The sequence below is a fragment of the Synechococcus sp. O70.1 genome, assembly GCF_047462215.1.
In the GTDB taxonomy this organism is placed as follows: domain Bacteria; phylum Cyanobacteriota; class Cyanobacteriia; order Thermostichales; family Thermostichaceae; genus Thermostichus.
The window spans coordinates 1-21,718 of the sequence record NZ_JANSIT010000017.1; the positions used below are offsets into that span (position 1 = coordinate 1).

16 protein-coding genes and 1 pseudogene are annotated in these 21,718 nt (G+C 60.4%); 7 read left to right on the top strand and 10 right to left on the bottom strand.

The window, feature by feature from the left end; genetic code table 11:
- From NW833_RS09485 to NW833_RS09505, 5 genes and pseudogenes are all read right to left on the bottom strand, one after another.
- Positions 1 to 890 (bottom strand): annotated as a pseudogene (locus tag NW833_RS09485) (proton extrusion protein PcxA); the annotation flags it as partial.
- Positions 891 to 984: 94 nt separating this feature from the next.
- Positions 985 to 2,433, bottom strand: a complete 1,449-nt coding sequence (locus tag NW833_RS09490) for a glycosyltransferase (protein ID WP_414412315.1) — start codon at positions 2,431 to 2,433, stop codon at positions 985 to 987.
- 61 nt (positions 2,434 to 2,494) lie between these two features.
- Positions 2,495 to 2,611: a photosystem II reaction center X protein gene (locus tag NW833_RS09495; RefSeq protein WP_414361544.1), complete on the bottom strand. Its 117-nt coding sequence runs from the start codon at positions 2,609 to 2,611 to the stop codon at positions 2,495 to 2,497.
- A gap of 100 nt (positions 2,612 to 2,711) precedes the next feature.
- Positions 2,712 to 3,074, bottom strand: a complete 363-nt coding sequence (locus NW833_RS09500) for a ferredoxin-thioredoxin reductase catalytic domain-containing protein (RefSeq protein WP_414394761.1) — start codon at positions 3,072 to 3,074, stop codon at positions 2,712 to 2,714.
- 156 nt (positions 3,075 to 3,230) lie between these two features.
- Positions 3,231 to 3,635, bottom strand: coding sequence for a universal stress protein (locus tag NW833_RS09505; RefSeq protein WP_414394759.1), 405 nt, complete (start codon positions 3,633 to 3,635; stop codon positions 3,231 to 3,233).
- 182 nt (positions 3,636 to 3,817) lie between these two features.
- Here NW833_RS09505 and eno point away from each other — a divergent pair, with 182 nt between their 5' ends.
- Positions 3,818 to 5,116 (top strand): phosphopyruvate hydratase, encoded by a 1,299-nt coding sequence (gene eno / locus NW833_RS09510; protein WP_414394758.1) that lies wholly within the window; start codon positions 3,818 to 3,820, stop codon positions 5,114 to 5,116.
- On the opposite strand, the gene NW833_RS09515 is transcribed toward eno, so the two are convergent.
- Complete coding sequence (locus NW833_RS09515) at positions 5,113 to 7,164, bottom strand: prolyl oligopeptidase family serine peptidase (protein ID WP_414412316.1); 2,052 nt, start codon at positions 7,162 to 7,164, stop codon at positions 5,113 to 5,115. The genes eno and NW833_RS09515 overlap by 4 nt on opposite strands.
- 101 nt (positions 7,165 to 7,265) lie before the next feature.
- On the opposite strand from NW833_RS09515, the gene treZ reads away from it, so the two are divergent.
- Complete coding sequence (gene treZ / locus NW833_RS09520; RefSeq protein WP_414412317.1) at positions 7,266 to 9,119, top strand: malto-oligosyltrehalose trehalohydrolase; 1,854 nt, start codon at positions 7,266 to 7,268, stop codon at positions 9,117 to 9,119.
- Here treZ and NW833_RS09525 read toward each other — a convergent pair.
- A complete protein-coding gene (locus NW833_RS09525; RefSeq protein WP_414412318.1) occupies positions 9,116 to 10,630 on the bottom strand; it encodes an FAD-binding oxidoreductase in 1,515 nt (504 codons plus the stop codon). The two genes, treZ and NW833_RS09525, sit on opposite strands and share 4 nt — an antisense overlap.
- A gap of 16 nt (positions 10,631 to 10,646) precedes the next feature.
- Positions 10,647 to 11,975 carry a four-carbon acid sugar kinase family protein gene (locus NW833_RS09530; protein WP_414412319.1) on the bottom strand — a complete coding sequence of 443 codons (1,329 nt, stop codon included), beginning with the start codon at positions 11,973 to 11,975 and terminating at the stop codon, positions 10,647 to 10,649.
- Positions 11,976 to 12,110: 135 nt separating this feature from the next.
- Between NW833_RS09530 and phoU the strand changes: the two genes are divergently transcribed.
- The 3 genes from phoU to clpB all read left to right on the top strand — a co-directional run bounded on the left by phoU (position 12,111) and on the right by clpB (position 17,829).
- Positions 12,111 to 12,752, top strand: a complete 642-nt coding sequence (gene phoU, locus NW833_RS09535; protein ID WP_414394749.1) for a phosphate signaling complex protein PhoU — start codon at positions 12,111 to 12,113, stop codon at positions 12,750 to 12,752.
- A 129-nt stretch (positions 12,753 to 12,881) separates the two neighbouring features.
- Positions 12,882 to 15,092 (top strand): ribonuclease R family protein, encoded by a 2,211-nt coding sequence (locus NW833_RS09540; protein ID WP_414412320.1) that lies wholly within the window; start codon positions 12,882 to 12,884, stop codon positions 15,090 to 15,092.
- 94 nt (positions 15,093 to 15,186) lie between these two features.
- Positions 15,187 to 17,829 carry an ATP-dependent chaperone ClpB gene (gene clpB, locus NW833_RS09545; protein WP_414412339.1) on the top strand — a complete coding sequence of 881 codons (2,643 nt, stop codon included), beginning with the start codon at positions 15,187 to 15,189 and terminating at the stop codon, positions 17,827 to 17,829.
- Positions 17,830 to 17,834: 5 nt separating this feature from the next.
- Here clpB and NW833_RS09550 read toward each other — a convergent pair whose 3' ends face one another.
- Both NW833_RS09550 and NW833_RS09555 read right to left on the bottom strand, forming a co-directional pair.
- On the bottom strand, positions 17,835 to 18,236 hold the full coding sequence (locus tag NW833_RS09550) for a SaoD/DsrE family protein (RefSeq protein ID WP_414412321.1): 402 nt from the start codon (positions 18,234 to 18,236) through the stop codon (positions 17,835 to 17,837).
- A 446-nt stretch (positions 18,237 to 18,682) separates the two neighbouring features.
- Positions 18,683 to 19,762 (bottom strand): ABC transporter substrate-binding protein, encoded by a 1,080-nt coding sequence (locus NW833_RS09555; protein ID WP_414412322.1) that lies wholly within the window; start codon positions 19,760 to 19,762, stop codon positions 18,683 to 18,685.
- Between the two features lie 33 nt (positions 19,763 to 19,795).
- Between NW833_RS09555 and nadC the strand changes: the two genes are divergently transcribed.
- Together nadC and nadA are read left to right on the top strand one after the other, a co-directional pair.
- Complete coding sequence (gene nadC, locus NW833_RS09560; RefSeq protein ID WP_414412323.1) at positions 19,796 to 20,641, top strand: carboxylating nicotinate-nucleotide diphosphorylase; 846 nt, start codon at positions 19,796 to 19,798, stop codon at positions 20,639 to 20,641.
- 130 nt (positions 20,642 to 20,771) lie between these two features.
- Entirely contained in the window at positions 20,772 to 21,704 is a 933-nt protein-coding gene (gene nadA / locus NW833_RS09565) for a quinolinate synthase NadA (protein WP_414412340.1), read from the top strand.
- Positions 21,705 to 21,718 lie beyond the last annotated feature (14 nt).

Below are 21,718 nucleotides of genomic sequence, written 5' to 3' on the forward strand. Positions count from 1 at the left end.
CGTAAAGCCCGCTCAAACTCCATTTTTTCCTTGAAAAGCTCAAATTCCGCAACAGCTCTTTCTTGAAGTTCGTGGCTTAAAGCCACAAGGGTAGGCTCCTGAGGCTGCAGCCGATCCACCAACGGCCCAAACAGAAAGTGCTTCGAGAAAATCTGGACAATTAGCGGCAAAATGGTCAGCAGCAACAAAAACCGAACTGCCACCAGTGTGCGCGTGCGTTGGCTGCGGTACTCCTGGAGCAACTCTTCTTCTGCCTGTGAACTTAACTCTCGGCGAATCTGCCTAGCTGTGCGCAAAAGGGAGCGAGGCAGGACGGCTGTTTTAGAAGCAACGGGGGCACTGCCATCCTCAAGAGGGGTCTTATCAGCCTTGATGGGTTGAGCAGCAGGCTCTGCCTGAGTTGACTCGTCTTGCTCTTGAGGCTGGAGCCGCGTGGCGCTGACCTTGAGTGGAGGGGCAGGGCGCTTGTAGCGGGAGATAACCTGATCGATGAACTCTAGCTTCTCCAAAATGGAGGGATCCCTCTCAGCCCCCTTGCCCTTGGTTGTGGAGGGGCTGCTCTTGGCACTGAGATCCTCGGCGTCGTTGACTTCTGCAGCAACGCGAGGGCCGCTGCCATCTAGCTCAGGATCGGGCGGGCGGGAAAAGAGACTGCTGGCTCTAAATTCTGCTAGACTAAGGCTAATCTGCCGCAGGTGCTGGCGCAGTTGGATCTGAAAGTAGTGGCTGGTGTTTTGGCCGTGGCTTCCGTTGCTGCCGATGACTCCTCCCTGGAAGTAGCGGTCTTCAATGGCTTTGATGCGAAGGGCAGCTTGATAGGCCCGATCAAGGGAGCGGAGGGGAGTACTTGAGATCCACTGGCCAAGCCTGCTCAGTACGGATTTCCCCATAGGGCGGTTTTTCTCAGGCCTGATTTTTCAATGGCTAGCTATTGTAACAACTCCCAAGAGGCCAGGCAGGGAACTGCCCTGCAGGAGTTAGGGTTTAGGATCCCTTGAAGTGCTTGAGGGCAAAGCCACAGATCTGCAGCAGCCGCAAGCCGTCGCGCAGATGGTGGATATTGGAGCGGCCATAGGTTCTGGGGAAATAGCGCACTGGAATGTCGAGGATCTTGAGGGTGCGCTTGGCCGCCCCTAGCAACAGGTCGAAATCGCCAAAGGGATCAAAATTCCCCCATTCTTGCCGCAGCTTGGCAATTTGCCAGTAGTCCTCCCGCCAGAGGGCCTTGGTGCCGCAGAGGGTATCTTTGACGCGAATGCCAAGGATGTAGGAAAGAAGAGCAGCAAAAAAGCGGTTGGCCCACTGGTTCAGGCGCGGCATCGCCTCCGGTTTCAGCGGATAAATGAGTCGGCAACCGTTGGCAAAATCACAGCGCCCGGAAGCCACCGCCCGGAAGAACTTGGGGAGGTCTTCCGCCTGAACAGTTAGGTCGGCGTCGAGAATGATCACCACGTCGCCCCTGGCTGCGGCAAACCCCTGGCGCACCGCATCCCCTTTGCCCTTGCCCTCTTGCCGGAGAGCCTGGATGGGACGGATCCCTTGGTATTCGGCCTGAACCCGCTGGATCTCAGCCCAAGTGTCGTCGCTGGAATGCCCCTCTACGAAAAGGATCTCGGTGCGGGATCCCATCTCGGGCAGCTGCTCCACGCAGCGGCGAATGTTGCCAGCTTCGTTGCGAGCTGGAATGATCACGGTGCAAGAGGGCTGTTTCTCAGGGGGGGGATCCCAGTTGGGATCCGGTTGGAGGCGGGCAATCGTGTATTCCGTCAGGCAGAGGGCGTTGATCCCTGGCAAGGGGGCAATCACGCGGTTCACCAGGGTTGAGAGCAGGGGAATTCGCCGCGGCAACAACAACCGCTTGCCCTGCTGGATAACCTCATACCCCGCCAGATGGAGCAAATTGGCCACATCAGCTGCCGAGAGCCAGTTGGCTGCTGGCAGGGGCCTGCGCTGCCTTAGAAGGGTTGCCAAGTTCAGAAGCGGCTCCCAAAGGGGGTTGTGATGGGAAAGAATAAGGCGAGTGCGGCGGGTGCAGAAACAGCGCAACTGCTCAAGAACCTGCTGAATATCCCTCAGGTAGCTGAGAGTATTGACGAGCAAAATGGCGTCAAAAGGCTGGGCCAAGACCGGATCCCGCTTGTCCAACCTCTGGAGATCCTGTAGGCGAAAGTGGAGGTGGGGAAATTGCTGCTGGGCCTGGGCAATGACCTCGGCATCTTGGTCGATCCCCACTCCAACACTGGGCCGCAAAGCGTTGAGCAGAGCCCCTGTACCGCAGCCAATCTCCAGAATGCGCAGACCTGGAGGCAGAAAGAAGCGGAGCAGCCGCTCCAGATCCTCGTAGTAGTAACGGTTCTTCTGCTGCCAGTAGTGAAGAGGGCATCCAGAGGCTGGCAATAGACTTTGGGAAAGCTGATTTCTTGCAAAGCTCAAGGCCTAACCTCTGCCGCCGCTGCTCAAAGGTTTGCCCGCGGTCAAGCCCTTTGCCAAGGCTTTAGCGGCGACGCACCCTGTCTCTATAGCTAACAATCACGATGGCGCCAAAGAGGAGACCCAGCACTACAGCGCCGTACACCAGGCTCCAGAGGAAGCTAGCCAATGAGGGAGTCATAGAAAGGTTTCCTCCTCAGGCAAATAGCCATTTCCAACTGCCCTTCAATTATACCCAGCTTCGTGACCCTGGTTTGCCTCCGTCTCCTGGCGGGGAGACCCTACGGGCTAGCTTGGTATTCCAGGTGTACCTCCTCTAGCGTTTGCCTGGTGCCGGCAAGGGGGTTGTCCGGAGTTAAGAAGAGCAGACAGTGGCATTCTTTTCGCTCCCGCATGGGTACGCAGGGACAGTTCCAATAGCCAGCTTTCACCTCCGCCTCTTTGTCTTCGTAGAAGCGGCAAGGACAGAGCGGGGCGCCCAGTTGCTCTTTGTGCAGAGCTAGACCCTCAATCACCGCTGTCGTAATTGCGGGGTCGGAGCAGAAAAAAGTGCCGGTGCGTTTGGCGTAGGTTTCTGCAAAATGCCGCATCACCTCGAAGGTTCTCTGCGAGGCCTTGTTGTAACCACGACTTTGATTTTCCATACCGATTCCCAGGGGTGTAACCAGTAATCCGGGCTACCTCGCTCTTCGTTGTACAGCAGACTCCTGTTCAACACGAACAAAAACGGCCTTGCTGTTACACAAGGCAACATTTTGAGACAACTTCAACACACTCCCCGGAAAGAGAAGGCCTGCTCTTCAGGGTACTACCAGCACTGGGCAAGGGGAGAGGTCGATGACCCGGTGGCTGACGGATTCGTTTTTCCGGCCTTCGGCTAGGCTGATGCCGCGGGATCCCATCACGATTAGGCTAATCTCCAGCTCGTCGGCCACGTCGCAGATGACGAAGGGAACTTTTCCCTCGCGATACTCGCTCTTGACGTTTTGGATCCCAATCTGCTGCAGGCCAGCCTCAGCGTGTTTGAGCAGGTTGTGGATAGTTTGGCGGGCTTGCTCCACCTGCTCTGGGTCTAGCTCTGTACTGTCTAGGACGGAGAGCAGATATACCTGACTCTTGTAACGCTGCGCTATGTCCGCCACCAGCGGCAGGGCATGGCTGGTTTCCCGCGAGTTGTCGATGGGAAAGAGCAGTCTTTCGAACATAGTCGCAGATTCCCCCTCCACCCCACCCGGACTACTCTGCCTATTCTACTTCCGCTTCTCTTGAAACAGGGGCAAGCCGTTAAAGTTTTCCGGAAGCAAAGGGATCTAGGGGCGAAAATCCACTAGTCTATTGGCAATTGGGCTTTGGCCAGAACTGTCTAGCCAATTGCTGAGGTGCAACTGTGGAAACGGCCATCGAGTGGATTACCGCCCATGAGATCCTCGACTCGCGGGGACAACCGACCTTAGAAGCTCTGGTGGGCCTGGCCAATGGAGCAACCGGCTTGGCCCAGGTGCCCAGTGGCGCTTCGACTGGCACTTTTGAGGCTCACGAGCTGCGGGATGGGGATCCCAGGCGCTACAGCGGCAAGGGCGTGTTGAGGGCGGTGGAAAACATTCTTGGCCCCATCCAGTCGGAGCTGCGGGGAGAAGATGCCCTCAACCAAGCCCGCATCGACCAGTTGATGATCGATCTGGATGGCACCCCCAACAAGTCGCAACTGGGAGCCAACGCCATCTTGGCGGTCTCTTTGGCCACGGCTAAGGCGGCTGCCAATGCGGTGGGCCTGCCTTTGTACAGGTACCTGGGCGGACCCTTTGCCAACCTGCTGCCAGTGCCGCTCATGAATGTGCTCAACGGCGGCGCCCACGCCGACAACAACCTCGATATTCAAGAGTTCATGCTCGTGCCCATTGGGGCACCCAGCTTTCGCGAGGCGCTGCGCTATGGGGCGGAGGTGTTTGCGGCGCTAAAGCAAGTGCTGCAACAGAAGGGGCTGTCCACGGGGGTAGGAGATGAGGGGGGATTTGCCCCCAACCTCGACTCCAACGCTGCCGCTTTGGATCTGTTGATAACCGCTATTGAACGAGCGGGCTACAAGCCAGGGGAAGAGGTCGCCTTGGCCCTGGATGTAGCGGCCAATGAACTGCTGGAGGATGGGCAGTACCACTTTGAGGGCAAAGCCCGCAGCGCCGAGCAGATGGTCAATTACTACGAGCAACTGCTAGCCAACTATCCCATCCTTTCCATTGAAGATGGTCTGGCCGAAGAAGATTGGGCTGGCTGGCAGGCCATGACTGCTCAACTGGGATCTCGCGTGCAACTGGTAGGGGACGACCTGTTTGTTACCAACCCAGCTCGGCTGCAGAAAGGCATCGACAGCGGTGTGGCCAACGCCATTTTGATCAAGCTCAACCAGATTGGCACGCTGACAGAAACGGTCTCGACCCTTCAACTGGCCGCTCAGGCGGGCTTTCGCACCATCATCAGCCACCGCTCCGGCGAGACGGAAGACACCACCATTGCCGACCTGGCGGTGGCCACCCGCGCCGGCCAGATCAAAACTGGATCCCTTTGTCGCAGCGAGCGCATTGCCAAGTACAACCAACTGCTGCGCATCGAAGACGAGCTGGGGGAAGCAGCCGTCTATGCTGGTCGGGTGGGCCTGGGCCCTCGGGCCTTGCCGGCACGGAGTCGCTAGTCTGTTTGGATCCCCAGCACCTCCACCAAAAAGGCCCAGCGGTCGGCGGTCTCTTCGATAAGCTTGGTGGTGGGCTTGCCGGCTCCGTGGCCGGCTTTGGTGTCGATGCGAATGAGGATGGGCTGGGATCCCCCCTGGGCTGCTTGCAGGGCAGCGGCAAACTTAAAGCTGTGGGCCGGCACCACGCGGTCGTCGTGATCCGCAGTGGTAATTAGGGTGGCGGGATAGGCAGTGCCGGGCTTGAGGTTGTGCAGGGGGGAATAGGCGTAGAGGGCCTTGAACTCCTCTGGGTCCTCCGGGGATCCATACTCCGAGATCCAGGCCCAGCCGATGGTGAACTTGTGAAAGCGCAGCATGTCGAACACCCCCACGGCGGGCAGGGCTGCCGCAAAGAGATCCGGCCTTTGGGTCAGGCAAGCCCCTACCAAGAGGCCGCCGTTGCTGCCACCAGAGATGGCCAATTTGGAGGGGTTGGTGTAGCCATTGGCCACTAGCCACTCAGCCGCGGCGATGAAGTCGTCGAACACCTTTTGCTTGTTGAGCTTGGTGCCCGCCTGGTGCCAGGCTTCCCCGTATTCGCCGCCGCCGCGCAAGTTGGGCTGGGCGTAAACCCCTCCCATCTCCAGCCAGGCCACCAGGCCCACCGAAAAGCTGGGAGTCAGGGAGATGCCAAAGCCGCCGTAGCCGTACAGCAGGGTCGGGTGATCCCCTGTCCGAGCCAGGCCACGGCGGTGGACGAGGAACATGGGGATGCGGGTGCCGTCTTTGCTAGGGTAGAACACCTGCTGCACCTCATAGGCTTGGGGATCGAAGTCCACCTGCGGCTGACGGAATAGGGTGCTCCTGCCAGTGGTGAAGTCGTAGCGGTAGATGGTGGGCGGGGTGGTGAAGCTGGTGAAGGTATAGAAGGTTTCGGTGTCATAGCGTTTGCCGCCAAAGCCGCTGGCGGATCCCAGCCCTGGCAAGGGAATTTCCCCCAGGTAGGTGCCGTCTAGAGCAAAGGTCTTGATCTGGGTGTGGGCGTCTTTGAGGTAGAAGGCAACAAACTGGTTGTTGATGAGGCTAACCCCTTGCAGGGTCTCCTCGGCTTCAGGGATCACCTCTTGCACCTGCCCTGGGTTGTCGAGGTCAATAGCCACCAGTCGCCGCCGGGGGGCGTCGAGGTCGGTGAGCAGCCAAAAGCGGGAGCCGTCGTTGCCGACAAAGCTGTAGTCGGCCTCGAACTCGCGGATAAGCTCCACCACCGGCAGGTTGGGATCCCGCAGGTCTTTGTAGAAGAGGAGGTTTTTGGGATCCGTGCCCCGCCAGACGGAGATGATGAGGTAGTTGCCATCTTCGGTAACCCCGCCGGCAAAGCCCCACTCTTTTTGGTCAGGGCGGTGGTAGACTAGGAGGTCTTCCGACTGGGGAGTGCCCAGGCGGTGGTAGTAGAGCTTTTGGAAGTAGTTGGCGCTTTCGTATTCCCTGCCAGGGGGCGGCTCGTCGTAGCGGCTGTAGAAAAACCCCTGTCCGTCCGGCGTCCAGCTGGCCCCAGAGAACTTAATCCAGCGCAAGTGATCCGGCAGGTCTTCTCCCGTTGCAATATCGCGCACCTTCCACTCTTGCCAGTCGGAGCCGGAGCGGGAGAGGCCATAGGCCAAGTAGCGCCCATCGCGGCTGATGGCAATGCCCGAAAGGGCCACGGTGCCATCTTCGGAAAGGGTGTTGGGATCTAGCAAAACCCGGGCCTCGGCCTCCAGGCTCTCTTGGGTATAGAGAACGCTCTGGTTTTGCAGGCCGTCGTTTTTGAAGTAGAAGTAGCGGCCCCCTTCTTTGAAGGGCTGGCTGTATTTTTCGTAGTTCCAAAGTTGCCTCAAGCGCTCCAGGAGTCGCTGCCGCGCCGGGATCCGCTGCAAGTAGTCAAAGGTGAGCCGGTTTTGCGCCTCGACCCAGGCCCGCGTCCGCTCAGAGTCTAGATCCTCCAGCCAGCGATAGGGATCCGGCACTGGCTGGCCATGGTAGATGTCGACAACGGTGGGATCCGGATGGCTAGGAGGGTAGTTGAGCATAGAGACGGAGAGCAAGAGGCCAATTCCACTATGGCAGAAGCCTAAAACCGCCGGGGGGCAAGCCTCGCTATAGTAGAAGCCGAGTTGTGCAGACAGGTTTTGTGCTTCCGCGTTCCCCGGTTGGACGAATTGGCGCCTATCCCTTGGGCGAGGGCCGCTATCGCTTCTCGGTGTGGGCGCCTTTGGTTGAACGAGTCGAGCTAAAGCTGACTAGCCCCGTCCGACGGCTCATCCCTCTGACCCAGGATGAGCAAGGCTACTGGCAGGGGGAGGTGGAGGGGATCCCGCCTGGGCCGGTGGACTACCTCTACCGCCTGCACACCGCAGTGGGGGTGGTGGAGCGGCCAGATCCCGCTTCCCGCTGCCAGCCCTACGGCGTCCATGGTCCCTCGCGGGTGGTGGATCCCCACTTTGACTGGCAGGATCAGGGGTGGAAGGGGATCCCTCTCTCCCAGTGGATCCTCTACGAGCTGCACGTGGGCACCTTTACCCCGGAGGGCACTTTTGCCGCCATCATTCCTCGCCTGCCGCAACTTGTGGAGCTGGGGGTCAACGTATTGGAGCTGATGCCGGTAGCCCAGTTTCCAGGGGAGCGCAACTGGGGCTATGACGGCGTCTATCCCTATGCCGTGCAGACTAGCTATGGGGGAGCAGCGGGCCTGAAAGCGTTGGTGAACGCCTGCCATCAGCAGGGCCTGGCTGTCGTCTTGGATGTGGTCTACAACCACCTGGGTCCGGAGGGGAACTACCTGGGGGATTTCGGCCCCTACTTTGCCGACAAGTACCGTACGCCGTGGGGGAAGGCCATGAACTTCGACGGCCCCTATTCGGACGGGGTGCGGGAGTTTTTCCTGCAAAACGCCGAGTACTGGCTGGAGGAGTTTCACCTAGATGGCCTGCGGCTGGACGCGGTGCATGCCATCTACGACTTCAGCGCCTACCCTTTTTTGCAGGAATTGGCGGAGCGGGTGGATGCCCTAGAAGCGCGCACGGGCTGGCCCAGGGTGCTTGTAGCTGAAAGCGACCTCAACGACGTCCGCCTCATCACCCCCCGCAAGCAAGGGGGCTACGGGCTAGACGCCCAGTGGTGCGACGACTTTCATCACTCGGTTCACACCCTGCTTACTGGGGAAAAGACAGGCTACTACCAAGACTTCGGCCAATTGGAGCACCTGGCCAAGGCCTACCGGGAGAGCTACGTCTACTCCGGCCAGTACTCCCGCTACCGTGCCAGGCGCCACGGCAATTCCGCCGTCAGCAGGCCGGGATCCCAGTTTGTCATCTGCATTCAAAACCACGACCAGGTGGGCAACCGCATGTTGGGGGAGCGCCTCAGCCAGCTCACCTCCTTTGCGGGCCTGAAGTTGGCCGCCGCTGCCCTGCTGCTAGCTCCCATGTTGCCGCTGCTGTTTATGGGGGAAGAGTATGGGGAGGTGGCCCCCTTTCTCTACTTCATCAGCCACGGGGATCCCAACCTGGTGAAAGCGGTGCGCCAGGGACGCCGCCGCGAGTTCAGCGCCTTTGCCTGGCAGGGCGAGCCCCCGGATCCCCAGGCAGAGGAGACCTTCTTGCGCTCCAAGCTGAACTGGGAGTTGAAGGAGGCCGGTCACCACCAGGTTCTCTGGAAGTGGTACCAGACCCTGATCCGGCTGCGCAAAACCCAACCGGCCCTCCAGCACCTAGAGCGGGAGGGGGTGGAAGTGGAGCTGTTTTCCGGCTCTGGCCTGGCCCTGCACCGCCGCCAGGGATCCCAGTCTTTGCTTGCCCTTTTCAATTTCAGCCCCGATCAGCCGGCCACCTACACCGATTGGCGGGGCGGCAGTTGGGAGAAGCTTTTGGACAGCCACGAGGCGCAGTGGCTGGGCCCTGGATCCTCCCTGCCGGCAAAAAGCCAAGGGGATCCCGTTGAAGTGCCACCCTATGGGGTGGTGGTGTACAGCCAGAAACCTAGCTAGAAGAGGTAATCCCGACCGCAGCCGTAGCGCCAGGCCTCTCGCCGCCGTTTCCAGAAGTAGTCCTTTGGATCCACTTCCAGGCGGTCGGCTAGCCTTTGCAAGAGCTCGTAGAGGCCAAGGGCGGCAAAGTGCCCCGCCCAGTCCAGCAGCTCCGGCAGCCCCAGCCGAGGCAGGAGCGCGGCCACCAGTGCCGGATCTCGGCTCATCACCCCCCACAGGGCCTGGGCCAAGCCGCCAAGCTGCACCACATCCTGCAAAAAGGGCTGCACCACCTGGGGGCCGGCGGCAACCATGGCTTCAAAGACTCTGCTCAACAGGCGGTTAATGCTATGGGGATCCCAGTTTTCCTCTCCCAAAGGAGGGATCATTGCTTTTTGAAACAGCCAGGTTACCGCCAAATTGGGCTGGTAGGGCTGCAGCAGGGCCAAGGCCGGCCGATCCAACTGCCGCTGGGCTAGAGCCTCGTGGATTCCCTGTTGCAGACGATCCAGATGGCGCAACATTGCCCCAAAGCCGCCAAAGCTCAAAGGCGACTGGCTGCCGCTACTGTCTCCTACTGCCAGAAGGCGATCCCAGGGCAGTTGCAGCGGGCTGCGCCGGTAGGCGGGGAAAACGCCACACAGCTTGCGCACCCAGCGGATTTGCTCCAGCTCAACCCCCTGGTAGGCAGGCAGTAGCCGGCAGTAGTCTTCCCAGAGCCTCTCTAGACTCGGTCGGCGGGGATCCCGGTCGCAGTAGGTAAACAGATAGGTGGTGCGGCCCTCGCGGGCGGGGAAGGCCTCCCAGAAGGGCTGGTAGCCGTTCTGGGCTGGGGTAAAGCTGTAGAACAGATCCCCCGTGGGTTGCTCCGGCAGCCCCTGGGCACAGGATCCCACCACCAGACAGACGCTGTCCGGCGGCTGCCCTTGGCGGGCCTGGGCCACGATGGGGGAGCGGTGCCCCATGGCATCCACCAGGAGCTGGGCGCTGAGCTGGCCGGTGGTGGTCTGGATGCGGATCCCGTCGGGGTGGATGGTGGCGCCAAGAAAGCCAGTTTGCTCCTGCAACTGCCCTCCCCAGTCTAGGAAGTGCTGCTTGAGGAACTCCAGCAAGCTGACCGGATCCACGCCCACATTGAGCACCCCTTCCACCCACCAGGTGGGGCCCTCCCCAAAGCCAATGCGCCCTCGGGGGTAGTGGGTCACCTGCACCGCCTCCCATTCGGTCGGGGTGAGCAGCTCCAGCTCCAACAGCACTTGTAGCTCCCGCCGGGAGGTGTTCCACTCCTGCTCCCGCCCCCGCAGGATGCCGCGCTCGATTAGGATCACCCGCCAGCCCCGCTTGGCCAAGGCCGATCCCAAGAGAAGCCCCAGGGTGCCGCCGGCAATCACCACATCGGCATCGGGGCTGCCCAGGCTCTCAGAACAGCAGTGAACCACCGCCGGGGGCAGCACCGTTGGTTTCTGCCGCAGGGATCCCCACCAGCCCTCCAAGGCAGGCAGAGTTTCAGGTGGGGAGACGAGTTCAGCCATGGCGGGAAGGACTAGGCTAGACCAAGCCGCGGCTGCGGAGGCGACGGTAGATCAAAGCCAGCGTATCCGCCTCGCCCACGTTGCCCGGAAACAGCACCACCGGCAAGCTGGGAAAGCGGGGATGATCCGCTGGCGTGAGCACCATGGAGATCCCTGGGTAGATCTGCCCCAGCAGCCGCACCGCTGGCAGGTTGAGGCCAACGCTGAGGATGTTGTTGGAGGTAATGCCGCCCTTGCTAACGAGATAGCCGATCCCTTCCGGCAGCCCCTGCACAATGGCCATCAACAGGCGGGAAACTCTCTGCCCAAAGGCCAGGCGTGCCTCCGGGTTGGCGCCGTCAAACCCCACTTCTTCCCGGCTGGTGTAGACCACCGGCGTCAGGCCCTGCCCGTAGGCGCGGTGGACTTGCTCCAAGATTGCCGGCAGCAGCTCGGCTTCCTTCCCCGCCTCCAAGAGCCGCCTTACCTCCACCTCGATGCCCTGGATCCCTGGCTCCTGGAGCAGGCGGGCCAACTGCTGGCTGGTCTTTTGGACATGGGATCCCACGATCACCACCCCTGGCCGGTCAGAGCGGACAAACTGCCCCATCTCCTCTGGCGGAACTGGCTGCGGCGGCAACTGGGCCAAAGCCGTCAAGAGGCTGGCGGCGCTGCGAAACAAAAAGCGCTTCCCCTGCTCCAGAGCTGCCCAGACATCCTGGGCAAAACGATCCAGATCTGCCTGGGTTTCTCCATCCACCACACAGCAGACATTCCCCCCTAGGCCTAAAAGCTGCTCCAGACAGCCAGCGCGAATCTGCTCTAGAGTCAATCGCACCACCTGCTCGGCCCGGATCCGCCCCTGGGTCTTTTCCTGCACATACTCGGGCAAATAGCTGTGGTGGTAGCCAAACACCGCATCGCGGGCAAACTCCGTCTCATGGACTGGCACCCAGCGGCCCTCCACCCGTAGATAATGGACACTGTTGCGGGTGATGCGCCCTCCTTCAAAAAAGGCTGGCACCAGGAAGTGGGCATCAAAAGGCCCCAGCTCCGCCGCCATCACATCCGTCTCCAAGGGATAGTGCCCGCGCAGCGTCGAGTCGGAGCGGCTGATAAAAAGGGCCCGCTCCCACCCCAGCTCCCCCATGGCCTGTTTCAGGGCCCGGCAGACCGACCGCGTCACCTCGGCAGCCTCCGCCGCTGGCAGGGATCGCGTGTTGGTGAGGATAAAGCGAATTGGCGAGCTATCCTGCAACCCCAACTTGAGCGTTTCCAGATCCCAGCGGGTCAGCAGCAGGCAGCTATGGACAGTCTGGGATCCGGTAGGGTCATCGTCCAAAACGACAATGGGGAGACGGCTCATCCCTGTCCTCCAGCGCGGAGAGTGGGAGCCAGTTTTCCACTGCTCAAGAAAAGTTTGCCATGATTCAAGATCTAAAATGAAACTTACAGGCTCTGGAAGCTGCAAACGACAGCAGCTATTCCCAGGGAGAAAGCCATGGAGCAAGCTGAGCTGCAACTTCAGATCAAGCGGATTCAGCAGGATGTGCTGCGCATGGGGGCGCTGGCGGAAAAATCGCTAGTCTTGGCTCAGCAAGCTCTCTTTGAACAGAACCTAGCTGCCGCCGAACAGGCCATCGACCAAGACAAGCAAATCGACCGCTTCTATCGTCAAATCGAGAAAGACTGTATTGACCTCATCGCCTTGCGCTCGCCAGTGGCGCGGGATCTGCGCTGGATCAGCACCCTGATGCAGCTGGTTCGGGATCTGGAGCGAATTGGCGACTACGCCAAAGACTTGGCTGAGGTGGCTTTGCGCCTGGCTCTCTACCCCCCGCCGCCCCAGCTGGGGCGCATTCGCGTGATGATGCGGCGCTGCCAGAAAATGCTCAGCCATAGTCTTGCGGCCCTGACGGAATTGGATGCCGAGCTGGGCCGACAACTCAAGCGGGAGGACGACGCCGTTGATGAAGATTACACCAACCTTTACAATACGTTGGCGCAGCAGTCTGACGTCAAGGGATCCATCGAGCCTATCCTATTGATGTTGCTGGCTATTCGCTACCTGGAGCGGCTAGCTGACCACAGCACCAACATTGGCCAGCGGGTGGCGTTCATCGTCACGGGCCACCGCGACTAGCTTCAAGGCGTTGAGTTTGCAGGTTCTGCTCCTCTCTGCTTCCCTGCAATGGACTTCTCTCGGATTTTTCATCATTTTCTCTCCCAACCTGCCGAGCAATGGAGCGATAGAGAGACGCTGCTAGCCCTTGTGCCAACTTCTGACCCCGAAGCAGTGGCAATGCTGGACATTGCCCTCGATGGACTAGTGCGGGCGGGGTTTCTTGAACGAGCGGGGGATCCGCCTCGCTACCGGCGTAAGCCGGATGAATCCTTGGTCGTGGGGCGGTTGCGCTGCTCCAACAAGGGCTTTTGCTTTGCCGTTCGGGATGAACCGGGGGCGGAGGACGTGTACATCCACGGCAGCAACCTCAATGGCGCTTGGAATGGCGACCAAGTGATAGCCCGGATTACCAAAGAAGGCAATCGCCGCCGCAGCCCTGAGGGAGAGGTGGTGGCTGTAGTGGAGCGGGCCAACCCTACGCTGGTGGGCCGTCTCAAGCAGACGGAGGAAGGCTTTCGGGTAGTGCCCTTGGACGACCGGCTGCCGTTTGAGCTCGTCCTGAGCGAGCCGGATCCCTCCTCCCCAGCGCCTGTTTCTGAGCTGGCTGAAGGTCGGCTGGCCTATGTAGAGGTGAAGCGCTACCCCCTTGGCAACCTGCCGCCGGTGGGCAGCATCCGCAAGATTTTGGGCCATGGTCCCGAGGCTTCTATCGACGTGGATCTGGTCTGCTGTAAGTACGACCTGCCCCAGGAGTTTCCCCCGGCGGTGTTGGAAGCGGCAGCAGCCTTGCCCAAAAAGCTAAGCCGCCCTGACCAAAAGGGCCGTCTGGATCTACGGGATTGGTTTTGCATCACCCTAGAACCGCTGGACTTGCAGCACCCCCACGGCCTCGAGCCCAATGTGGCCGTCTCCCTCCAGCGGCAAGAAGAGGGCCACTGGCTGCTAGGGGTGCACATTGCCGACGTGGCCCACTGGCTGGATCCGGATCACCCGCTGGAGCAGGAGGCGCAGCGGCGCACCGCCACGGTTTACCTGGATAGCGTGGTGCTGCCCCTTTTCCCGCCGGAAGTGCATAGCCGCCTGGCTCTCTTGCCGCAGCAGGAGCGCCTGGCCTATTCGCTGCTAATCACCATTGACGCCGAGGGGGTGGTGCGGAACTTCGAGATCCACCCCAGCCTGGTGCGGTCACGGGCCCACCTCTCCTACGGCCAGGTGCAGGCGCTTTTGGCCACTGCTGCGGATCTTGGCCCCGAGGAGGAGGTGCCAGAATTGATGGCCCTGCTGCAAAACCTGCTCCGTCTTAGCCAAATCCTACGGGTCAAGCGCCACCAAGCCGGCGGGTTCGACCTGCCGCTTTTGGACCTGCTCACCCCCTACTCTGCCGACGAGAGCGGCTACGGGCCCCTCCTGATTAGCGATCGCTTTGGCGCCCACGCCCTGATGACCGAAATTCTTCTGCTGGCCAACCAAGTTCTGGGCCACCACCTGCGCCGGCTGGGGATCCCCTCTTTGGCCCGCGTGCAGAACCCCCCCACCGCTGAGGCCCTGCAGAACTTCCTGCGCCTGGCCAACGCCATGAAGCTGGATCTGAACTTGCAGGAGCCGGAGACGGTAACGCTGGCCGATTGGCAGCGGATCTGTGCCCGCATCACTGCCCCCGATGTGTTGGCCGCAGGGACTAGCCCAGCCTTGGTGGCCCAGCTGTTGGCTACTCTGCCCCCCGTCGAGTATTGCCTGCAGCCTCTGCAGGATGGACATTTTGGCCTGGGTCTCAAAGAGCCCTATGCCTCTTTTACTGCCCCTTTGCGCCGCTATGCCGATTTGCTCAACTTGCGGGCTCTGGGTCTGGCTCTAAGCAAAGGGCGCAATCGGCGTAGCCCTCGCTCCAAAACCGTGGTGGATCTGCACAGCCCCAGCGGCTACGACCAACTTGATTGGCAGGTGCTGCCGCCAAAAGTGCAGGAGGAGTGGCAGGCCTTTCTCCAAGCGCAACTGCCCAAAATCCAGGCGGGGTATCAGCTCCACCAACAGGCAGAGCGGGAGCTGATGGGCTTGAAGCGGTGCGAGTTTATGCAAAAACACCTCGGGGAGACGTTCCCCGGCCTGATCGTCAGCGTCCAGAGCTACGGCTTTTTCGTGCTGGTAGACCCCATTTTGGCAGAAGGGCTGGTGCGGGTGAGCACCTTGAAAAACGATTGGTACGAATACCGCAAACAAGCCCTGGTGGGGCGAAAAACCCGGCGCCAGTTCCGCCTTGGGGACCGGGTGGAGGTGCAGGTCAAGAACGTGGATTACTACCGCCAACAGATTGACCTGGCGGTGATTGGCGAGGGACGGCCCTGCGAAGAGGAGGAATGAGGCGGGGATCCCTCCCCCGAGGGACGGTTGTTACGAACTCCAACTTTGGCCCAATGGGCGATATCTGGATTGAGAGAACACCTTGCGAACTCCTATGCAGCCCACCAATCCCAACCAATTTACCGAGAAAGCCTGGAGCGCCCTGGTTCAATCCCAGGATGTAGCCCGACGCCACCAACAGCAGCAGTTGGAAACCGAGCACCTGCTTATCTCGCTTTTGGACCAAGAGGGCGGCCTTACCCCAATAATTCTGCAGCGGGCTGGCATTGAGCCAAGGCGGGTGCGGGATCGCGTCGAGGCTTTCATCAACCAGCAGCCAAAATTGGCGCGGGTGGATCAGCTCTACCTGGGCCGCGGCCTGGAGACCACCCTGGATCGGGCCGAGGAGTTTCGCAAAGAGTATGGCGATGATTTCATCTCGGTGGAGCACCTGCTCCTAGGAGCCCTAGACGACGAGCGGGTGGGCAAGCGGGTTCTAGCACCCCTGGGCTTGACGGTCGAGCGCCTTAAGCCCGTCATTCAGCAGGTGCGAGGCAAGCAGCGGGTTACCGACAAAAACCCGGAGGCCCGCTACGAAGCCCTGGAGCGCTATGGCCGCGACCTTACCAAGGCTGCTCGCGAAGGGAAGCTGGATCCGGTCATTGGGCGGGACGAGGAGATCCGCCGGGTCATTCAGGTGCTCTCCCGCCGCACCAAAAACAACCCCGTGCTCATCGGCGAGCCGGGCGTGGGCAAAACCGCCATTGTCGAGGGCCTGGCCCAGCGCATCAACCGGGGAGATGTGCCGGAGTCGTTGAAAAACCGGCGGGTCATTGCCTTGGACATGGGATCCCTGATTGCTGGGGCCAAGTACCGCGGCGAATTTGAAGATCGCCTCAAGGCCGTGCTGAAGGAGGTTACCGAATCGGAGGGCCAGATCATCCTCTTCATTGACGAGCTGCACACGGTGGTAGGGGCAGGGGCCGCCGAGGGAGCCATGGATGCTGGCAACCTGCTCAAGCCCATGCTGGCCCGCGGTGAATTGCGCTGCATTGGCGCCACCACCCTGGATGAGTACCGCAAGTACATTGAAAAAGACGCTGCCCTGGAGCGCCGCTTCCAGCCGGTGTATGTGGATCAGCCCTCCGTGGAAGACACCATCTCCATCCTGCGCGGCCTCAAGGAGCGCTACGAGCTGCACCACGGAGTAAAAATCAGCGATTCGGCCCTGGTGGCAGCGGCGGTTCTCTCCAACCGCTACATTTCCGAGCGCTTTTTGCCTGACAAGGCCATTGACCTAGTGGATGAGGCAGCGGCCAAGCTCAAGATGGAGATTACCTCCAAGCCCGTCGAGCTAGACGAGATCGACCGGCGCATCATGCAACTGCAGATGGAGGAGCTCTCCCTCAAGAAAGAAGATGACCCCGCCTCCAAGGAGCGCCTGGGCAAAATTGAGCAGGAGCTAGCCAACTTGATGGAGCGGCAGCGGGAGCTGAGCGCCCGTTGGCAAATGGAAAAAGAGGCCATCGAGCGCCTGCAAAACCTCAAGGCCGAACGGGACGCTGTCAAGCTGCAGATTGAGCAAGCCGAGCAGAAGTACGACCTCAATCGGGCTGCCGAGCTCAAATACGGCAAGCTGATGGAGCTGGAGCGCCAAATCCAAGAACAGGAGGCCTACCTGGCCAAGCTGCAGGCCAACGGCGAGCCCTTGCTGCGGGAACAGGTGACGCCCGAAGACATTGCCGAGATTGTTTCCCGCTGGACCGGGATCCCGGTCACTAGCCTAATGGAGTCGGAAAAGCAAAAGCTGCTGCGCCTGGAAGCCCATTTGCACCAGCGGGTGGTGGGCCAAGACGAGGCGGTAGCGGCAGTAGCGGCAGCCATCCGGCGGGCCCGGGCCGGCCTCAAGGATCCCAATCGGCCCATTGGCTCGTTCCTGTTCATGGGCCCCACTGGCGTCGGCAAAACCGAGCTGGCCCGTGCTTTGGCGGAGTTCCTCTTCGACACTTCCGAGGCGATGGTGCGCATCGACATGTCGGAGTATATGGAGAAACACTCGGTCTCCCGCCTCATCGGTGCTCCGCCGGGCTATGTGGGCTACGAAGAAGGGGGGCAGCTCTCCGAGGCGGTGCGGCGACGCCCCTACTCGGTGGTGCTGTTTGACGAGGTGGAAAAAGCCCACCCGGATGTCTTCAACATCCTGCTGCAGGTGCTGGACGATGGCCGCATCACCGACTCCCAAGGGCGGACAGTGGACTTCAAAAACACCATCATCATCATGACCAGCAACATCGGCAGCGACCTCATCCTGGAAATCGGGGGCGACGAAAACCGCTACGAGGAGATGAAAAGCCAGGTGCTGACTCTGTTGCGGCAGCACTTCCGGCCGGAGTTCCTCAACCGGGTGGACGAGATCATCATCTTCCACGCCCTCACCAAAGAGCAAATTCGCCAGATTGTCGGCCTGCAAATGCAGCGGGTGGAAAAGCTGCTGGCAGATCAGCAAATCGAGATCCTGCTCACCGAAGAAGCCAAGGACTACCTGGCAGAGATGGGCTACGACCCAGTGTTCGGGGCCCGTCCCCTGAAGCGGGTGATCCAGCGGGAGATCGAAAACCCCATCGCCACCAAGCTGCTGGAAAACGAGTTCCTGCCCGGCGACCGCATTTTGGTGGATGTGGCCAACGAGCGGCTCGTCTTCCGCAAGATTGGCTCTCAGCCCCGCCAGGAGCCGCCTGCGGCCGTAGCCGTCAGCTAGGCCTGTTACAAGCTGATCACTTGGTCAGGTGGGTTGTCTTTCAAGGCCGCGTAGAGGTCGGGGAAGCAGCCCACCTGCACGCCTTTAACCACGTTTTTAGGAACGCAGTAGCCCGGCTCCTTGCGCCCACGTCCCTGGGCGTCGCACCACTTGGGTTCCCCTTCTGCCAGGCTGCGCTCCAGGGCGCACATATCGCACATCATCAGCAAAATGTTTTGCGCTTCAGCAATCAGGGCCAGGCGCTCGCCGATGGGATCCCCCTGCCGCAAGACAAAGCAGTTGTCGTCGAAAAAGAACATGCCCACCACTTCTGCGCCGTGGACTCCCGCCTCAAGCTGCGGCAGGATCATCTGGCCTAGCTTGTAGGTGCCGCCGCGGGGGGTAATGAATACGTAAGCAACTTTCACGGCTAACTTGCTCCATGCTCCAATCGTCACCAGTTATGATTATCACTGATTATCACTTAGGCAAACCACCTGCGCCCACGGCGATGCAGAGAGGGCGGGTTCAAGCCCCTCACTCTAGCTTTTTTCTAGAGCTCTGCCTCCCAAAGCCTTACTGGCACTAGTTCCAGACCGACAAAGAGGTCGTGGAAGCCGTCTTGCCGCTTTCCCAAACCCGCTCACCCTCCGCTCGGGGAGTTGCTTATTGTCAACTCAAACTGCTCACAACCATCGACTGGCACAAGCAAGACCGTTCCCTCCCTCTGCGTGCTCGCTAAGCCAAGTTGCTCAACAAGCCAAACTGCGCACGAGGGTTCCTGCGGATTTTAGCTAGACCAGATGGGGGCAAGGCTGGAAAGCAATTGCTGTCTGTCCCTAGGGGGCTTGCCAGGCCGCTGCAGGGCATAGGCCTAGCTCTTCTTGTAGTAATCAGGACCTTTGTTGACAAAGTCCAGGGTGTAGGCAGCTCGGTAGTTGATAGTTGGCTCAAAGACGCCTGCTACAGTCATGGTCTCAAAGAAGCTTTGCCAACGTTCGTGGGTCATGGCGCCAATGCCCTTTTCCAGGGCGTCGCCAGACAAAATGATGCCGTACTCCTTCAACTTCTCAAAGCTGTAGGCCAACTGCTCATCGGTCATCTCTGGGTTAGCCCGCTTGATGAGGCGATAGGCGGGGCGAGGATCCTCTAGAAAGCTGTACCAGCCCTTGATGGAGGCATCGACAAATCGCTGCACCAAGTCAGGTTTGGTTGCCACCAGTTGGCGCCGCGTCTCGATGGTGGTGGCATAGGGGTTGTAGCCGTAGTCGGCCAGGAGAAAAACGACTGGCTTAAACCCTCCTTGTTTTTCGATGGCAAAAGGCTCAGAGGTGAGGTACCCCTGCTGGGCAGAGCTGGGATCGGCCAAGAAGGGGCCAGGGTTGAAGTTGTAGGGGCGGGTTTGGTCGTCAGTAAAGCCGTACTTGGCTTTCAGGAAGGGCCAGTAGGTGGTAAAGGCCCCCTTGGACACGAAAATGGGTCGGCCCTTGAGCTCCTCCAGGCGCTTGGTGCCGGGATGGGCCAGGAGAACCTGCGGGTCTTTTTGGAAAATAGCCGCCACGCAGATGAGCGGGATCCCCTCCCGCACAGCGTTGATGACTCCCGCGCTTCCCCCCATGGCAAAGTCAGCAGCTCCACCGGCCAAAATCTGGGTAATGTTGACCTGGGGGCTGCCCATCTTGATGGTGACGTCTAGCCCGTACTCGCGGTAAATGCCTGTGGCCACCGCCTGATAGAAGCCGCCATGCTCCGCTTGGGCATACCAGTTGGTAGCATAGGAAACTCGGTCGAGCTTGGATCTCTGCGCCACGATGAGGGTGGGGGAAGTTCGCCGCTGCGCTTGAGCACCTGCTGCGGCCAGCAAACTGCCTCCCAGCGCGGCAGCTCCTGCTTTGAGCAACCGACGACGGCTGAAAGTGCCACTATTGGACTTAGGGGATCCAGCCGAGGCCATAAGCAAATAAGCAACTCACTTCTGCAGAAGATGATGCAAGCATTCTACATCCCAGAGGAGACCCTGTGCGCCTGGCTATGGGAAGATCTCGGCCACGGCGATCTCACCAGTGAGCTGACCCTGCCCCCTGGCGTGGAGGGCGAGGCAGTGATCCTGGCAAAGGAGCCAGGGATCCTAGCGGGTTTGGAGATTGCCAAGCGGGTTTTCCGGCTAGTGGATCCCCAAGTGCAGTTCGCCCCCAAGGTAGAGGAAGGGGCCTCTGTGGCTGCTGGCCAGGAGGTAGTCCAGCTCAAGGGATCCCTGCGGGGCATTCTGGCAGCAGAAAGGCTGGCGCTGAACCTTCTCCAAAGGCTTTCCGGCATTGCCACCCTCACCCGCACCTACGTAGAGGCGCTGCGGGGAACCTCAGCCCAGCTTTTGGACACCCGCAAGACCACCCCTGGCTTGCGCGCCCTGGAGAAATACGCCGTTCGAGTCGGGGGCGGCAAAAACCACCGCTTTGGCCTCTTCGACGGCATCTTGATCAAGGAAAACCACATCCGCGGCGCAGGCGGCATCTCGGCAGCCATCCAGCGGTCCAAAGCAGGTGCCCCCCACCACCTCAAGGTCGAGGTTGAGGTGCGCAACCTCCAAGAGCTGGAGGAGGCTTTGGCAGCAGGCGCCGATCTGATCCTCCTCGATAACTTCCCCTTGGAGCAGATCCGGGCTGCCGTTCAACGGGTAGGGGGGAAAGTTCCCCTAGAGGTCAGCGGCAACATGAACCTAGAGCGCGCCCGGCAAGCGGCTGAGGCAGGCGTGGATTACGTCAGTGTGGGGGCCCTGACTCACTCAGCCAAGGCCTTGGATCTCTCCTTGCTGGTGTGCGGCCTTGAGGTCTGAGCGGGGGCTGTTTCTAATGCTAGGCTAGGCAAATAGCCCAAGCCCGGCTGCTGGGAACGCCTTGTCTCGGATTTTTTGGCAGGCAGCCTGGCAAAGGCAGGATCTGTACTCGATGGCCGGCCTAGATAGGATGACAGAAGCAGCCCTTGTGCAGGAAATTGCTCGGCTCAAGCGAGAAAGGCAGGCGGTTATCTTAGCCCACTCCTACCAACTCCCTGAGGTGCAAGAGGTGGCGGACTTTGTGGGAGACTCGCTGGGCCTGGCCCGTGAGGCGCAGAAGACGAACGCCCAGGTCATCGTCTTTGCGGGCGTCCACTTCATGGCCGAAACGGCAGCCATCCTCAACCCGGAAAAGACGGTGCTGCTGCCGGATCTGGAGGCTGGCTGCTCCCTAGCTGACAGCATCCGCCCGGAGGATGTGCAGCACTGGAAAGAGGCCAACCCAGAAGGCCTGGTGGTTGCCTACGTCAACACCGCTGCCGAGATTAAAGCCTTGGCCGATGTCTGCGTAACCAGCGCCAACGCGGTTCAAGTGGTGGCTAGCCTGCCGCCGGATCGCCCCATCTTTTTTGTGCCGGATATGTTCCTGGGGGCCTATGTAGCCCAGGCAACGGGGAGGGAGCTGGATCTATTCCCCGGCGAGTGCCACGTCCATGTCGGCATCCGGGAGGAGCACCTCAAGGCAATGGCAGAGAGGCACCCGGAGGCGGAGTTCCTCATCCACCCCGAGTGCAGTTGTGGCTCCAGTTGTCTATTTCTCAAGCCGGACGCCAAGCTCCTTTCTACCGAGGGGATGGTGCGTTATGCCAAAACTTCGGCCAGCCGCGAGTTTGTGGTCGCCACCGAAGTGGGCATTCTCCACCGGCTGCAAAAAGAGGCCCCCAACAAGAGGTTTATCCCTGTCAAAGCAGACGCCGTCTGCGAGTACATGAAAAAAATTACTCTGGAAAAGATCTATCGCTCCCTGCTGGAGATGCGCCACGTAATCCAAGTGCCAGAGGCGGTGGCCGAAAAAGCCCGCAAGTCCCTCCTGGCCATGCTGTCGGTGCCGGCGGGAGCCTAGAAGGGGGGCGCCCC

Excerpts from the sequence above, each read along its gene's own strand:
- NW833_RS09495 (WP_414361544.1), bottom strand. The coding sequence starts at position 2,611 with ATGACTCCCTCATTGGCTAGCTTCCTCTGGAGCCTGGTGTACGGCGCT.
- NW833_RS09500 (WP_414394761.1), bottom strand. The coding sequence starts at position 3,074 with ATGGAAAATCAAAGTCGTGGTTACAACAAGGCCTCGCAGAGAACCTTC.
- NW833_RS09505 (WP_414394759.1), bottom strand. The coding sequence starts at position 3,635 with ATGTTCGAAAGACTGCTCTTTCCCATCGACAACTCGCGGGAAACCAGC.
- NW833_RS09515 (WP_414412316.1), bottom strand. The coding sequence starts at position 7,164 with ATGCTCAACTACCCTCCTAGCCATCCGGATCCCACCGTTGTCGACATC.
- NW833_RS09525 (WP_414412318.1), bottom strand. The coding sequence starts at position 10,630 with ATGGCTGAACTCGTCTCCCCACCTGAAACTCTGCCTGCCTTGGAGGGC.
- NW833_RS09530 (WP_414412319.1), bottom strand. The coding sequence starts at position 11,975 with ATGAGCCGTCTCCCCATTGTCGTTTTGGACGATGACCCTACCGGATCC.
- phoU (WP_414394749.1), top strand. The coding sequence starts at position 12,111 with ATGGAGCAAGCTGAGCTGCAACTTCAGATCAAGCGGATTCAGCAGGAT.
- clpB (WP_414412339.1), top strand. The coding sequence starts at position 15,187 with ATGCAGCCCACCAATCCCAACCAATTTACCGAGAAAGCCTGGAGCGCC.
- NW833_RS09555 (WP_414412322.1), bottom strand. The coding sequence starts at position 19,762 with ATGGCCTCGGCTGGATCCCCTAAGTCCAATAGTGGCACTTTCAGCCGT.
- nadC (WP_414412323.1), top strand. The coding sequence starts at position 19,796 with ATGCAAGCATTCTACATCCCAGAGGAGACCCTGTGCGCCTGGCTATGG.
- nadA (WP_414412340.1), top strand. The coding sequence starts at position 20,772 with ATGACAGAAGCAGCCCTTGTGCAGGAAATTGCTCGGCTCAAGCGAGAA.